Genomic DNA, 13,881 nt, shown 5'->3' on the forward strand with positions numbered 1-13,881 from the left:
GCCAAAATGGCGAACGTCAGCATCATCCCGAGCGGCGATTTCAAGACGTCCTACGGGACCGACACCACCATCTTCCCGACCAGGACCAGCCGCAACTTCGCGATCCTCGGCGTCGTCCTGCTGCTGGCCTGCCCGGCCTTCATGGACCGCTACTGGCTGAGCCTGCTGATCCAGATCGGCTATCTCGGCATCGCGGCGCTCGGGCTGAACATCCTGGTCGGCTTCACCGGCCAGATCTCGATCGGCCATTCCGCCTTCTTCGGCTTCGGCGCCTTCGCCTCGGCCTGGCTCAACAACCGCTGGGGCATCCCGGTGGCGCTGGCCATCCCGCTGGCCGGCGTGCTGACCACCGGCGTCGGGCTGATCTTCGGCGTCCCGGCCGCAAGGCTGAAGGGGCTGTACCTCGCCATCGCGACGCTGGCGGCGCAGTACATCCTGCAGGACTTCTTCGGGCGGGCCGACTGGTTCACCGGCGGCAGCGCCGGCACCATCGCCGAGCCGCTGACCGTCTTCGGCTTCGCCTTCGACACCGACGAGCGCTACTTCTACGTCGTGCTGGTGGCGATGGTGGTGATGTACATCCTCGGCACCAACCTGATGCGGACCCGCGACGGCCGCGCCCTGGTGGCGGTGCGCGACCATTATCTCTCCGCCGAGATCATGGGCATCAACCTCACCAAGTACCGCACGATGTCCTTCGGCATCTCGGCCTTCTACGCCGGCATCGGCGGCGCGCTCTACGCCCACTATTTGCAATTCGTCTCGGTCGAGAACTTCACCATCCTGTTCTCGATCCAGTTCCTCGGCATGATCATCATCGGCGGCCTGGGCTCGATCATGGGCACGCTGATGGGCACCGCCTTCATGGTGCTGCTGCCCGAGCTGATGCAGGCGCTCAGCAAGATGGTCAGCGGCACCGCCATCGACGTCGCGCTGAACCTGCGCGAGAACATCGCCTTCCTGCGCGAGATGTCGGTCGGAATCGTCATCATCCTCTTCCTGGTGTTCGAGCCCGACGGCCTCGCCCACCGCTGGAAGCAGATCAAGGCCTACTGGAAGCTCTACCCCTTCTCGCACTGATCCCGCTTTCGCACACCGTTCCGCACCGCATCCCCAACGAACAGAACCGAATAGGGAGTAAACGCAAGATGATGCGCAAGACCGGCTCGCTGAAGACCGCGCTGTTCGCCACCTCCGCCCTGCTGCTGGGCGCCGCCTCCCCGGCCCTGGCCGACATCCCGATCGGCCACCTCGCCGACCAGTCGGGCGGCACCTCGGATGTCGGCGTGCCCTACGCCCAGGGCGTGTCGGACGCGCTCGCCTACATCAATTCCAAGGGCGGCATCAACGGCACCAAGATGGCCGTCGACTCCGTCGATTACGGCTACCAGGCGCCGCGCGCCATCAGCCAGTACAAGAAATGGTCGTCGGGCAGCGACAAGATCGTCGCCCTCCAGGGCTGGGGCACCGCCGACACCGAGGCGCTGACCGCCTTCGTCGGCAAGGACGAGATCCCGGCCTATTCCGGCTCCTATTCCGGCCACCTGACCGACCCGACCGGCAAGGGCTCGCACGGCTCCAAGCCGGCCCCCTACAACTTCTTCTACGGCCCGTCCTACTCCGACAGCCTGCGCGGCATGCTGACCTGGGCGGCCGAGGACTGGAAGAAGAAGGGCGGTTCGGGCAAGCCGAAATACGTCCACATGGGCGCCAACCACCCCTACCCGAACGCGCCCAAGGACGCCGGCGAGCAGCTCGCCAAGGAGCTCGGCTTCGACGTGCTGCCGGCGGTCCAGTTCGCGCTGACGCCCGGCGACTACACCGCCCAGTGCCTGACGCTGAAGGAGGCCGGCGCCAACTACGCCTATCTCGGCAACACGGCCGGCTCCAACATCTCGGTGCTGAAGGCCTGCCAGACGGTCGGCGCCAAGGTGCAGTTCATGGGCAACGTCTGGGGCATGGACGAGAACGCCGCCAAGGCGGCCGGCGCCGCCGCCGACGGCGTGGTGTTCCCGATGCGCACGGCGGTGACCTGGACCGGCGACGCGCCGGGCATGGCGCTGATGAAGGAGATCTCCAAGATGTCCGACGCGGCGGGCACCGCCTACCGCCCGGTGCACTACATGGCCGGCGTCTGCACCGCCTTCTACATGAAGGAGGCGCTGGACTGGGCGGCCAAGAACGGCGGCCTGAGCGGCCCGAACATCCGCAAGGCGATGTACCAGAAGAAGGACTGGGTGCCGGCCGGGCTGGAGGGCGTCTGCATCCCCTCGACCTGGACCGACACCGACCACCGCGGCATGACGGCGGTCAACATCTACCGCGCGTCCGTCAAGTCCGACACCGGCGCCAGCGTCGACGAGCTGGTGAAGAACGGCTCGATCAAGCTGGAGAAGATCACCACCGTCGACGTCCCGCGCAAGCCGGAATGGCTCGGCTGGTAAGCCGCTTGAGAAAGGCGCCCCCTTCGCCGGTTCCGGCGGAGGGGGCGGTCCCCGCCTCTTCCCCGTCAGGTGCCGCATGCTGAACCCCGCCACCGCCGCCGCTCCGGTCGCGCCGCCCGTCACGGCCGCCAAGAAGCTGATGCTGTCCGTCAACAACATCGAGGTCGTCTACAACGACGTGATCCTCGTGCTCCGCGGCCTCAGCCTGGAGGTGCCGGAGGGCGAGATCGTGGCCCTGCTGGGGGCCAACGGCGCCGGCAAGTCGACGACGCTGAAGGCGATCTCCGGCCTGCTGAAGACCGAGGACGGCGAGGTCACGCGCGGCGACATCACGTTTGCCGGCGAGCGCATCAACGGCATCGACCCCGACAAGATCGTCCGCAAGGGCATTTTCCAGGTGATGGAGGGCCGGCGCATCATCGCCGACATGACCTGCCTGGAGAATCTGCGCCTGGGCGCCTTCACCCGCCGCGACAACGGCGTGAAGGACGATCTCGACATGGTCTACCAGTATTTCCCCCGCCTGAAGGAACGCACCGGGCTGGCCGGATACCTCTCGGGCGGCGAGCAGCAGATGCTCGCTATCGGCCGCGCGATGATGGCCCGCCCGAAGCTGATCCTGATGGACGAGCCGAGCATGGGCCTGTCGCCGCTGATGGTGAAGGAGGTCTTCGGCATCATCCAGCAGATCAACAAGGATCTGGGGGTGACCATCCTGCTGGTCGAGCAGAACGCCCGCATGGCGCTCCAGGCCGCGACGCGCGGCTACATCATGGAGAACGGCAAGGTCGTGCTGGACGGCACCGCCGAGGAGCTGCGCAACAACGAGGACGTGAAGGAATTCTACCTCGGCGGCGGCAACGAGGAGCGCAAGAGCTTCAAGAACCTCAAGAGCTTCAAGCGGCGCAAGCGCTGGATTTGAGTGTCGAAGCGCCGCCCCCTTAACGGACGCCCCACCGGACGAACGACCATGACCGACTTCTACGACGCGCTCGAAACCCGTTCTTCCGACCAGCGCGAGGCCGAGCTGTTCGCGGCGCTGCCCGCCCACATCGCTCACGCCAAGGCGGCCGCCCCGCATTTCCGCCATCTGTTCGCCGACATCGACGCCGACGCCATCCGCGACCGCGCGGCGCTGGCGACCCTCCCGGTGACGCGCAAGGCGGATCTGATCGCGCTGCAACAGGCGGCCCCGCCCTTCGGCGGGCTGGCGGCGGTGGAGATCGGCCGGCTCGCCCGCGTTTTCGCCTCGCCCGGTCCGATCCACGATCCGGAGCCGCACGGCAAGGATCCCTGGCGCAGCGCCCGCGCGCTCTACGCCGCCGGGTTCCGGGCGGGCGATCTGGCGCACAACTGCTTCGCCTACCATCTGACCCCCGCCGGCTCGATGTTCGAGACGGGCGCGCACGCCATCGGCTGCGCCGTCATCCCGGCCGGCACCGGCAACACCGAGACGCAGGCCCAGGTCGTCGCCCATCTGAAGCCGCGCGGCTACATCGGCACGCCCGACTTCCTCAAGATCATCCTGGAGAAGGGCGACGCGCTGGGGCTCGACACCTCCTCGATCACGATCGCCAGCGTGTCGGGCGGCCCCTACCTGCCCGACGCCCGCGCCTTCTACGAGGCACGCGGGGTCGATGTCTATCAGTGCTACGGCACGGCCGACCTCGGCATCGTCGCCTACGAGACCCCGGCCCGCGCCGGTCTGGTAGTCGACGAGAACGCCATCATCGAGATCGTCCGCCCCGGCACCGGCGACCCGGTCCCCGACGGCGAGGTCGGCGAGGTCGTCGTCACCATCTTCAACCCGGCCTACCCGCTGATCCGCTTCGCCACCGGCGACCTCTCGGCGGTGCTGCCGGGCGTCAGCCCCTGCGGGCGCACCAACATGCGCCTCAAGGGCTGGATGGGCCGCGCCGACCAGACCACCAAGGTCAAGGGCATGTTCGTCCACCCGAGCCAGGTGGCCGAGGTGCTGCGCCGCCACCCGCAGGTGGCGCGCGCCCGGCTGGTGGTCGGCCGCCAGGACGCCAGCGACACCATGCTGCTGCGCTGCGAGGCGGAGGAGAGCGGGGAGGGGTTGGCCGCCGCCATCCGCGACAGCCTCGCCACCGTCACCAAGCTGAAGGGGCTGGTCGAGTTCGTCGGCCCCGGCGCCCTGCCGAACGACGGCAAGGTGATCGACGACACACGCGCCTGAACCAAGCGCGAGGGACAGGAATGCGGCGGGCGCAACCCCGCCGCCTCTTGCCATAGGTTTTGCCATACGGTAACGTATGGTCAACAAGCGGATGATTGCCGAGGGGAGCGAAACGCCCATGCTGTCCAACCAGTATCCCAGCCTGAATTTCGACCTCGGCGAGTCCGCCGACATGCTGCGCGATTCGGTGCGCAACTTCGCCGCCGCCGAGATCGCCCCGCTGGCCGCCGAGATCGACCGGACCAACGAGTTCCCCAACCATCTCTGGCGCAAGATGGGCGACCTCGGCATCCTCGGCGTGACCGTGGAGGAGGAATACGGCGGCGCCGCCATGGGCTATCTGGAGCATGTCGTCGCGATGGAGGAGGTCTCCCGCGCGTCCGCCTCGGTGGGGCTCAGCTACGGCGCGCACTCCAACCTCTGCGTGAACCAGATCCGCAAGAACGGCACCGAGGAGCAGAAGCGCCGCTACCTGCCCAAGCTGATCTCCGGCGAGCACATCGGTGCCTTGGCGATGTCGGAGCCGAACGCCGGCTCGGACGTCGTGTCGATGAGGCTGCGCGCCGAGAAGAAGGGCGACCGCTATGTGCTGAACGGCACCAAGATGTGGATCACCAACGGGCCGGACGCCGACACGCTGGTGATCTACGCCAAGACCGATCTCGCCGCCGGCCCGCGTGGCATCACCGCCTTCCTGGTGGAGAAGGGCTTCAAGGGCTTCTCGGTGGCGCAGAAGCTCGACAAGCTCGGCATGCGCGGCTCCAACACTGGCGAGCTGGTGTTCGAGGATTGCGAGGTGCCGGAGGAGAACATCCTGGGCGGCGTCGGACGCGGCGTGAACGTGCTGATGTCGGGCCTGGACTATGAGCGCGCGGTGCTGTCGGGCGGGCCGCTCGGCATCATGCAGGCCTGCATGGACATCGTGATTCCCTACCTGCACGACCGCAAGCAGTTCGGCCAGCCGATCGGCGAGTTCCAGCTGATGCAGGGCAAGCTGGCCGACATGTACACGATCATGAACGCCGCCAAGGCCTACGTGTACACCGTCGCCAAGGCCTGCGACCGCGGCGAGACCACCCGCAAGGACGCCGCCGCCGCCATCCTCTATTCGGCCGAAAAGGCGACCTGGATGGCGCTGGAGGCCATTCAAACCCTGGGCGGCAACGGCTACATCAACGAGTACCCGACGGGCCGTCTGCTGCGCGACGCCAAGCTCTACGAGATCGGCGCCGGCACCAGCGAGATCCGGCGCATGCTGATCGGGCGCGAGCTGTTCAAGGAAACCGCGTGAGCGCCACGCGCCGTCCGGGCTGAAGAACCCATCCGAGGGAAGAGGAACCGAGCATCATGAGCACCGACAGCATCGTCATCGCCGCCGTCGCCCGCACGCCTATGGGCGGCTTCCAGGGGGACCTGCAAGGTCTGACCGGCCCGCAGCTGGGTGCCGCCGCCATCAAGGCGGCGCTGGAGCGCTCCGGCCTGCCGGCCGACGCGGTGGACGAGGTGTTCATGGGCTGCGTGCTGTCGGCCGGCGTCGGTCAGGCACCGGCGCGGCAGGCGTCGCTCGGCGCCGGGATCCCGAAGGCGGCCGGCTGCACGACCATCTCCAAGGTCTGCGGCTCGGGCATGCGGGCGGTGATGTTCGCCCATGACGTCATCAAGGCCGGCTCGGCCAGGGTGGTGGTGGCCGGCGGCATGGAGAGCATGTCGAACGCCCCCTATCTGCTCGACCGCGCGCGCGGCGGCTACCGCATGGGGCACGGCAAGGTGCTCGACCACATGTTCTTCGACGGGCTGGAGGACGCCTACGACAAGGGCCGCCTGATGGGCACCTTCGCCGAGGAGTGCGCCGGCTCCTACAGCTTCACCCGCGAGGCGCAGGACGCCTTCGCCATCGAAAGCCTGAACCGCGCCCGCAAGGCGACGGAGAACGGCTCCTTCGCGTCCGAGATCGTCCCGGTGACGGTCAAGGGCCGCAAGGGCGACACCATCGTCGACAAGGACGAGCAGCCGCTGAAGGCCGACCCGGCCAAGATCCCGACGCTGAAGCCGGCCTTCGCCAAGGATGGCACGGTGACGGCGGCCAACGCCTCGTCGATCTCCGACGGCGGCGCCGCGCTGATCGTCACGACGCGCGGCGAGGCCGACAAGCGCGGCCTGCGGGTGATCGCCGAGATCAAGGGCCACGCCAACCACGCCCAGGCCCCGGCGCTGTTCACCACCGCCCCGGTCGGCGCCATGCACACCCTGTTCGAGAAGACCGGCTGGGCCGCCCGTGACGTCGATCTGTTCGAGATCAACGAGGCGTTTGCCGTTGTCACCATGGCGGCGATGCGGGATCTGGACCTGCCGCACGACAAGGTCAACGTGCATGGCGGCGCCTGCGCGCTCGGTCACCCGATCGGCGCCTCGGGTGCCCGCATCATCGTCACGCTGCTGGCGGCGCTGGAAAAGTACGACCTGAAGCGTGGCGTCGCGAGCCTGTGCATCGGCGGCGGCGAAGCCACGGCCATTGCAGTCGAGCGGGTGGCGTAAGAATTCCCTCTCCCGTCCCGGGAGAGGGAAGGGGCCCATGCGAAGCATGGGAAGGGTGAGGGGCTGTCGGGCGTGCGACTTCAATCCATGTCCGCCTAGCCCCTCACCCTCCCCACCGCTTTGCGGCGGGTCCCCTCCCTCTCCCGGGGCGGGAGAGGGATCATAAAAACCGGGAGGAAACCCCATGCATCTGACCGAAGAACAGACCATGGTCCGCGACATGGCCCGCGCCTTCGCGCAGGACCGTCTCGCGCCCACCGCCGCCGAGCGCGACCGCAGCGGCGCCTTCCCCAAGGCGGAACTCGCCGCGATGGGTGAACTCGGCCTGATGGGCATGCTGGTGCCGGAAGAGTTCGACGGCGCCGCCTCCGACCATGTCGCCTACGCGCTGGCCATCGAGGAGATCGCCGCCGGCGATGGTGCGGTTTCCACCATCATGAGCGTGCACAATTCGGTCGGCTGCATGCCCATCCTGAAGTTCGGCGACGCCGAGCAGAAGGAGCGCTTCCTCAAGCCGATGGCGCGCGGCGAGCAGCTCGGCGCCTTCTGCCTGACCGAGCCGCAGGCGGGCTCCGACGCGTCGGCCATCAAGACCCGCGCCCGGCGCGACGGCAACCACTGGGTCCTCAACGGCACCAAGCAGTTCATCACCTCGGGTGCCAACGCGAACGTCGCCATCGTCTTCGCCGTCACCGACCCGGCGGCCGGCAAGAAGGGGCTGACCGCCTTCATCGTGCCGACCGACACCCCCGGCTATCAGGTGGCCCGCACCGAGGAAAAGCTGGGGCAGCATTGCTCCGACACCTGCCAGATCGTCTTCGAGGACTGCCGCATCCCCGCCGACCTGATGCTGGGCGCCGAGGGCGGCGGCTACAAGGTGGCGCTCGCCAACCTGGAGGGCGGGCGCATCGGCATCGCCTCGCAGTCGGTCGGCATGGCGCGGGCGGCGCTCGACCACGCGGTGCGCTACGCCCAGGAGCGCCAGAGCATGGGCGTGCCGATCATCCAGCATCAGGCGGTCGCCTTCCGGCTCGCCGACATGGCGACCCGCGTCGAGGCGGCCCGCCAGCTCGTGCTGCACGCGGCGTCCTTGCGCGACGCCGGGGTGCCCTGCATGAAGGAGGCGGCGATGGCCAAGCTGTTCGCGTCGGAGATGGCGGAGAAGGTCTGCTCCGACGCCATCCAGATCCATGGCGGTTACGGCTACTTGAACGACTTCCCGGTGGAGCGCATCTACCGCGACGTCCGCGTCTGCCAGATCTACGAGGGCACCAGCGACATCCAGCGGTTGGTCATCAGCCGCGCTCTGGTCCAGTAACCCGGTTTCAAGAAAGACCATCAAGGGGGAGGGTGACGGCATGACCGTCCTGAAGAGCGCCATCAACGCGCGCTCCGCCGAGTTCCAGACCAACGCCGACGCCATGGCGGCGCTCGTCGCCGACTTGCGCCGGAAGGTGGCGGCCATCCAGGAGGGCGGCGGCGCCAAGGCCCGCGACAAGCACCTCGCGCGCGGCAAGCTGCTGCCGCGCGAGCGAGTCCGCCAGCTTCTCGACCCCGGCTCGCCCTTCCTCGAACTGTCGCAGATGGCCGCGCACGAGGTCTATGACGACAACGTCCCGGCGGCCGGCATCATCACCGGCATCGGCAGCGTCGCCGGCCGCGAATGCATGATCGTCGTCAACGACGCCACCGTGAAGGGCGGCACCTACTACCCGCTGACGGTCAAGAAGCATCTCCGCGCCCAGGAGATCGCCCAGCAGAACAATTTGCCCTGCATCTATCTGGTGGATTCGGGCGGCGCCAACCTGCCCAACCAGGACGAGGTCTTTCCCGACCGCGACCATTTCGGCCGCATCTTCTTCAACCAGGCCAACATGTCGGCCGAGGGCATCCCGCAGATCGCCGTCGTCATGGGAAGCTGCACCGCCGGCGGCGCCTATGTCCCGGCGATGTCGGACGAGGCGATCATCGTCCGCAACCAGGGCACCATCTTCCTCGGCGGCCCGCCGCTGGTGAAGGCGGCGACCGGCGAGGTCGTCTCGGCCGAGGATCTCGGCGGCGCCGACGTCCATTCCCGCACCTCGGGCGTCACCGATCATTACGCGATGAACGACGGCCACGCGCTGGCGATGGCGCGCAAGGTGGTGTCGAACCTGAACCGCACCAAGCGCATCGACCTGGATCTGCGCGAGCCGGAGGAACCGGCCTTCGACCCGCGCGAGCTTTATGGCGTCATTCCCAGCGACGCGCGCAAGCCCTTCGACGTGCGCGAGGTCATCGCGCGGGTGGTCGACGGCTCGCGCTTCGACGAGTTCAAGCCGCTCTACGGCACGACGCTGGTGACCGGCTTCGCCCACATCCACGGCTACCCGGTCGGCATCGTCGCCAACAACGGCATCCTGTTCAGCGAATCCGCGCTGAAGGGCGCGCATTTCATCGAGCTGTGCTGCCAGCGCCGCATCCCGCTGGTGTTCCTCCAGAACATCACCGGCTTCATGGTCGGCCGCAAATACGAGGCCGGCGGCATCGCCAAGGACGGCGCCAAGCTGGTGACGGCGGTCGCCTGCGCCAAGGTCCCGAAATTCACCGTGGTCATCGGCGGCAGCTACGGCGCCGGCAACTACGGCATGTGCGGCCGCGCCTACAGCCCGCGCTTCCTGTGGATGTGGCCGAACGCGCGGATCTCGGTGATGGGCGGCGAGCAGGCGGCCGGCGTGCTGGCCCAGGTCAAGCGCGACGCGCTGGAATCCCAGGGCAAGAGCTGGCCGGCGGAGGAGGAGGAGGCCTTCAAGGCGCCGATCCGCCAGCAGTACGAGCACCAGGGTCATCCCTATTACGCCAGCGCCCGGCTGTGGGACGACGGCATCATCGACCCGGCCGACACCCGCATGGTGCTGGGCCTCGGCCTGTCCGCCTCCCTCAACGCGCCCGTGCCGAAGACCCCCTTCGGCGTCTTCCGGATGTGATGGTGACTTCCATGAGCGACATTTTGCCAAACGATATTCTGGTCGACATCGCCGGCAACGGCGTCGCCACCGTCACCATGAACCGGGGCGAGGTCCACAACGCCTTCAACGAGCAGGTCATCGCCGGCCTGACCGACGCCTTCCGCCAGGTCGGCGAAAATCCGGACGTCCGCGTCGTGCTGCTGCGCGGCGTCGGCAAGAGCTTCTCCGCAGGGGCCGACCTCGGCTGGATGAAGAAGATGGCCGGCTACTCCTACGAGGAGAACGTGACCGACGCCATGGGGCTGGCCACCATGCTGCGCACGCTGGACGAATGTCCCAAGCCGACCATCGCCGTGGTCCAGGGGCCGGCCTTCGGCGGCGGCGTCGGGCTGGTCTCGGCCTGCGACATCGCCGTCGGCGTCGAGACCGCGACCTTCGCCCTGTCCGAGGTGCGGCTCGGCATCATCCCCGCCGCCATCAGCCCCTACGTCATCGGCGCCATCGGCGAGCGCGCCTGCCGCCGCTACTTCCTGACCGGCGAGCGCTTCTCTGCCGCCGAGGCGCAGCGCATCGGCCTGCTGCACGAGGTCGTGGCATCCGACGCGCTGGAGGAGGCGGTCGCACGCGTCGTCAAGGGCCTGACCGACAGCGCCCCCACCGCCGTCACCGCCGCCAAGGAGCTGATCCGCGCCGTCGCCCGCCGCCCGCTGACCGACGCCGTGGTCCGCGACACCGCCGAGCGCATCGCCCGCCAGCGGGCCAGCGCCGAGGGCAAGGAGGGCGTCGGTGCCTTCCTCGACAAACGCAACCCGTCCTGGCGGAGCTGAGATCATCATGCCCAGCGCAATGTTTGATAAGATCCTCATCGCCAACCGTGGCGAGATCGCCTGCCGGGTCATCCGCACCGCCCGCCGCCTGGGCATCAGGACCGTCGCCGTCCATTCCGAGGCCGACGCCAAGGCCATGCATGTCCAGATGGCCGACGAGGCCGTCTGCATCGGCCCGGCCCCGGTCGGCGAGAGCTACCTGCGCGGCGAAATCATCCTCGACGTCGCCAAGCGCACGGGCGCGCAGGCCATCCACCCCGGCTACGGCTTCCTGTCGGAGAACGCCGGATTCGCGGCGGCCTGCGCCGAGGCGGGCGTCGTCTTCATCGGCCCGCCGATCGAGGCGATCCGCGTCATGGGCTCCAAGGCCGAGTCCAAGCGGCTGATGGCCGGCGCCGACGTGCCGCTGGTCCCCGGCTACCACGGCCAGGACCAGGATTTCGCCACCCTCTCGGCCGAGGCGGAGCGCATCGGCTTCCCGGTGCTGGTCAAGGCGTCGGCCGGCGGCGGCGGCAAGGGCATGCGCGTCGTGCGTTCCGCCGATGAACTGGCCGACGCGGTGGCCGGCGCCCAGCGCGAGGCCAAGGCCGCCTTCGGCGACGACAGCCTGCTGCTGGAGAAGTATCTCTCCCGCCCGCGCCACGTCGAGATCCAGGTCTTCTGCGACACCCACGGCAACGGCGTCTATCTGTTCGAGCGCGACTGCTCGGTGCAGCGCCGCCACCAGAAGGTGATCGAGGAAGCCCCGGCCCCCAACCTGCCCGACGAGCTGCGCCGCCGCATGGGCGAGGCCGCCGTCGCCGCCGCCAAGGCGGTGAATTACGTCGGCGCCGGCACGGTGGAGTTCCTCTACGAGGATGGCGGCTTCTACTTCATCGAGATGAACACCCGCCTCCAGGTCGAGCACCCGGTGACCGAGAAGATCACCGGCCTCGATCTGGTCGAGTGGCAGCTGCGCGTCGCTGCCGGCGCCGAGCTGCCGCTGCGCCAGGAACAGCTGACCCGCAAGGGTCACGCCTTCGAGGCGCGGCTCTACGCCGAGGATCCGCAGCGCGACTTCCTGCCGGCCATCGGCACGCTGGTGCGCCTGCGCCCGCCGGCCGAGAACGAGCATGTCCGGGTGGACACCGGCGTTCGCGAGGGCGACGCGGTGACCATGTTCTACGACCCGATGATCGCCAAGCTGATCGTTTGGGACGAAGACCGCGATTCGGCGCTCCGCCGCCTGCGTGTCGCGCTGGCCGCCTACGAGGTGGTCGGCGTTACCACCAACATCGGCTTCCTCGGCGCCATCGCCGGGCATCCGGCCTTCCGCGCGGTGGAGATCAACACCGGCTTCATCGAGCGCCACCGCGCCGACCTGCTGCCGCCGCCGGCCCCGGTCGCCGACGCGGCGCTGGCCGCCGCCGCCCTGTCGGTGCTGCTGCGCCGCCGGGCCGAGGCGCGGTCCTCGCTGCGCGCGGCGTCGGACCCGCATTCGCCCTGGCTGTTCGCCAACGGCTGGCGGCTGAACGAGGAAAGCCATTATGACCTGAGCCTGATCGACGGCGATGCCGCCCGTGCGGTGACCCTGCATTTCCGCCCTGACGGCTATGAGGTTGTGGTGGACGGCGGCGCGCCGATCCCGGCGACCGGCGTGAGCTTCGAGGGCGGCGTGCTGACCGCCGGGCTGGCCGGCCGCCGGGTGCGGGCGACGGTGGTGGCGCAGGGGCTCGATTTGACGGTGCTGATCGACGGCGTGGTGTCGCGGCTGAAGCTCGACGATCCCAGCGCCCGCGCGGCGGAGCAGGAGGGCGGTTCCGGCCGTCTGACGGCGCCGATGCCGGGCACGGTGGTCCGCGTGCTGGTCGAGGCCGGGCAGCTTGTCGAGGCGGGCGCGCCTTTGATGTTGCTGGAGGCCATGAAGATGGAGCACACCATCAAAGCCCCGGCGGCCGGGACCGTCTCCGCCGTGAATTTCGCGGCGGGCGACCAGGTGTCCGAGGGCGTCGATCTGCTCGTTCTCGACATCGCGGAGACCTGACCGATGATCCTGCCCAAATTCGTCCGCATGGTGGAGGTCGGCCCGCGCGACGGCCTCCAGAACGAGAAGACCCTCGTGCCGACCGCCGTGAAGATCGCGCTGGTCGAGAAGCTGGCCGACGCCGGTCTCGGCGTCGTCGAGGCGGCCAGCTTCGTCTCGCCCAAATGGGTGCCGCAGATGGGCGACAGCGCCGAGGTGCTGGCCGGGATCGCGCGCAAGCCCGGCGTGCGCTACGCCGCCCTGACCCCGAACGCGAAGGGGCTGGAGGGCGCCCTGACGGCCAAGGCCGACGAGGTGGCGGTGTTCGGCGCCGCTTCGGAAAGCTTCAGCCGGAAGAACATCAACTGCTCGATCGCCGAGAGCCTCGACCGCTTCGCCCCGGTCATGGAGCAGGCCAAGGCGGCCGGCGTGCCGGTGCGCGGCTATGTGAGCTGCGTGCTCGGCTGCCCCTACGAAGGGGAGATCGCGCCGGCGGCGGTGGCGGAGGTCGCGGCGCGTCTGTTCGCCATGGGCTGCTACGAGATCTCGCTCGGCGACACCATCGGCACCGGCACGCCGACCAAGGCGCAGGCGATGATCGCGGCGGTCGCCGAGCATGTGCCGGTCGACAAGCTCGCCGTCCATTTCCACGACACCTACGGGCAGGCGCTGGCCAACATCCTGGCGGCGTTGCAGATGGGTGTGGCGGTGGTCGACAGCTCGGTCGCGGGCCTGGGCGGCTGCCCCTATGCCAAGGGGGCGTCCGGCAACGTGGCGAGCGAGGACGTGCTCTACATGCTGAACGGCCTCGGCATCGAGACCGGGGTCGACCTGGATCGTCTGATTGGGGCCGGGGCGTTCATCAGCGACGCCATCGGCCGGCCGACGGCGTCGAAGGTGGCCCGCGCTCGTGGTTGTGCGTGAG

General features: G+C 68.8%; 11 protein-coding genes. All 11 read left to right on the forward strand.

What is annotated here, in order from left to right:
• Positions 1–6 precede the first annotated feature (6 nt).
• Positions 7–1,080 carry a branched-chain amino acid ABC transporter permease gene (locus JN22_RS14230; RefSeq protein ID WP_085554521.1) on the forward strand — a complete coding sequence of 358 codons (1,074 nt, stop codon included), beginning with the start codon at positions 7–9 and terminating at the stop codon, positions 1,078–1,080.
• A 68-nt stretch (positions 1,081–1,148) separates the two neighbouring features.
• Positions 1,149–2,444 carry an ABC transporter substrate-binding protein gene (locus JN22_RS14235; protein ID WP_143268298.1) on the forward strand — a complete coding sequence of 432 codons (1,296 nt, stop codon included), beginning with the start codon at positions 1,149–1,151 and terminating at the stop codon, positions 2,442–2,444.
• 76 nt (positions 2,445–2,520) lie between these two features.
• Positions 2,521–3,366 (forward strand): ABC transporter ATP-binding protein, encoded by an 846-nt coding sequence (locus tag JN22_RS14240; RefSeq protein ID WP_085554522.1) that lies wholly within the window; start codon positions 2,521–2,523, stop codon positions 3,364–3,366.
• Between the two features lie 48 nt (positions 3,367–3,414).
• Positions 3,415–4,644 carry a phenylacetate--CoA ligase family protein gene (locus tag JN22_RS14245; protein ID WP_085554523.1) on the forward strand — a complete coding sequence of 410 codons (1,230 nt, stop codon included), beginning with the start codon at positions 3,415–3,417 and terminating at the stop codon, positions 4,642–4,644.
• 118 nt (positions 4,645–4,762) lie between these two features.
• On the forward strand, positions 4,763–5,935 hold the full coding sequence (locus JN22_RS14250; RefSeq protein WP_085554699.1) for an isovaleryl-CoA dehydrogenase: 1,173 nt from the start codon (positions 4,763–4,765) through the stop codon (positions 5,933–5,935).
• 56 nt (positions 5,936–5,991) lie between these two features.
• Positions 5,992–7,179 carry an acetyl-CoA C-acyltransferase gene (locus tag JN22_RS14255; RefSeq protein WP_085554524.1) on the forward strand — a complete coding sequence of 396 codons (1,188 nt, stop codon included), beginning with the start codon at positions 5,992–5,994 and terminating at the stop codon, positions 7,177–7,179.
• A gap of 184 nt (positions 7,180–7,363) precedes the next feature.
• Positions 7,364–8,497 carry an acyl-CoA dehydrogenase family protein gene (locus tag JN22_RS14260; RefSeq protein WP_085554525.1) on the forward strand — a complete coding sequence of 378 codons (1,134 nt, stop codon included), beginning with the start codon at positions 7,364–7,366 and terminating at the stop codon, positions 8,495–8,497.
• A gap of 40 nt (positions 8,498–8,537) precedes the next feature.
• Positions 8,538–10,145, forward strand: a complete 1,608-nt coding sequence (locus JN22_RS14265) for a carboxyl transferase domain-containing protein (RefSeq protein WP_085554526.1) — start codon at positions 8,538–8,540, stop codon at positions 10,143–10,145.
• Between the two features lie 11 nt (positions 10,146–10,156).
• Positions 10,157–10,954, forward strand: coding sequence for an enoyl-CoA hydratase/isomerase family protein (locus JN22_RS14270; RefSeq protein ID WP_085554700.1), 798 nt, complete (start codon positions 10,157–10,159; stop codon positions 10,952–10,954).
• 19 nt (positions 10,955–10,973) lie between these two features.
• A complete protein-coding gene (locus tag JN22_RS14275) occupies positions 10,974–12,977 on the forward strand; it encodes an acetyl-CoA carboxylase biotin carboxylase subunit (RefSeq protein WP_085554527.1) in 2,004 nt (667 codons plus the stop codon).
• Between the two features lie 3 nt (positions 12,978–12,980).
• A complete protein-coding gene (locus JN22_RS14280; protein ID WP_085554528.1) occupies positions 12,981–13,880 on the forward strand; it encodes a hydroxymethylglutaryl-CoA lyase in 900 nt (299 codons plus the stop codon).
• Position 13,881: the final 1 nt, after the last annotated feature.

This window comes from Azospirillum agricola, assembly GCF_020005195.1.
In the GTDB taxonomy this organism is placed as follows: Bacteria; Pseudomonadota; Alphaproteobacteria; order Azospirillales; family Azospirillaceae; genus Azospirillum; species Azospirillum agricola.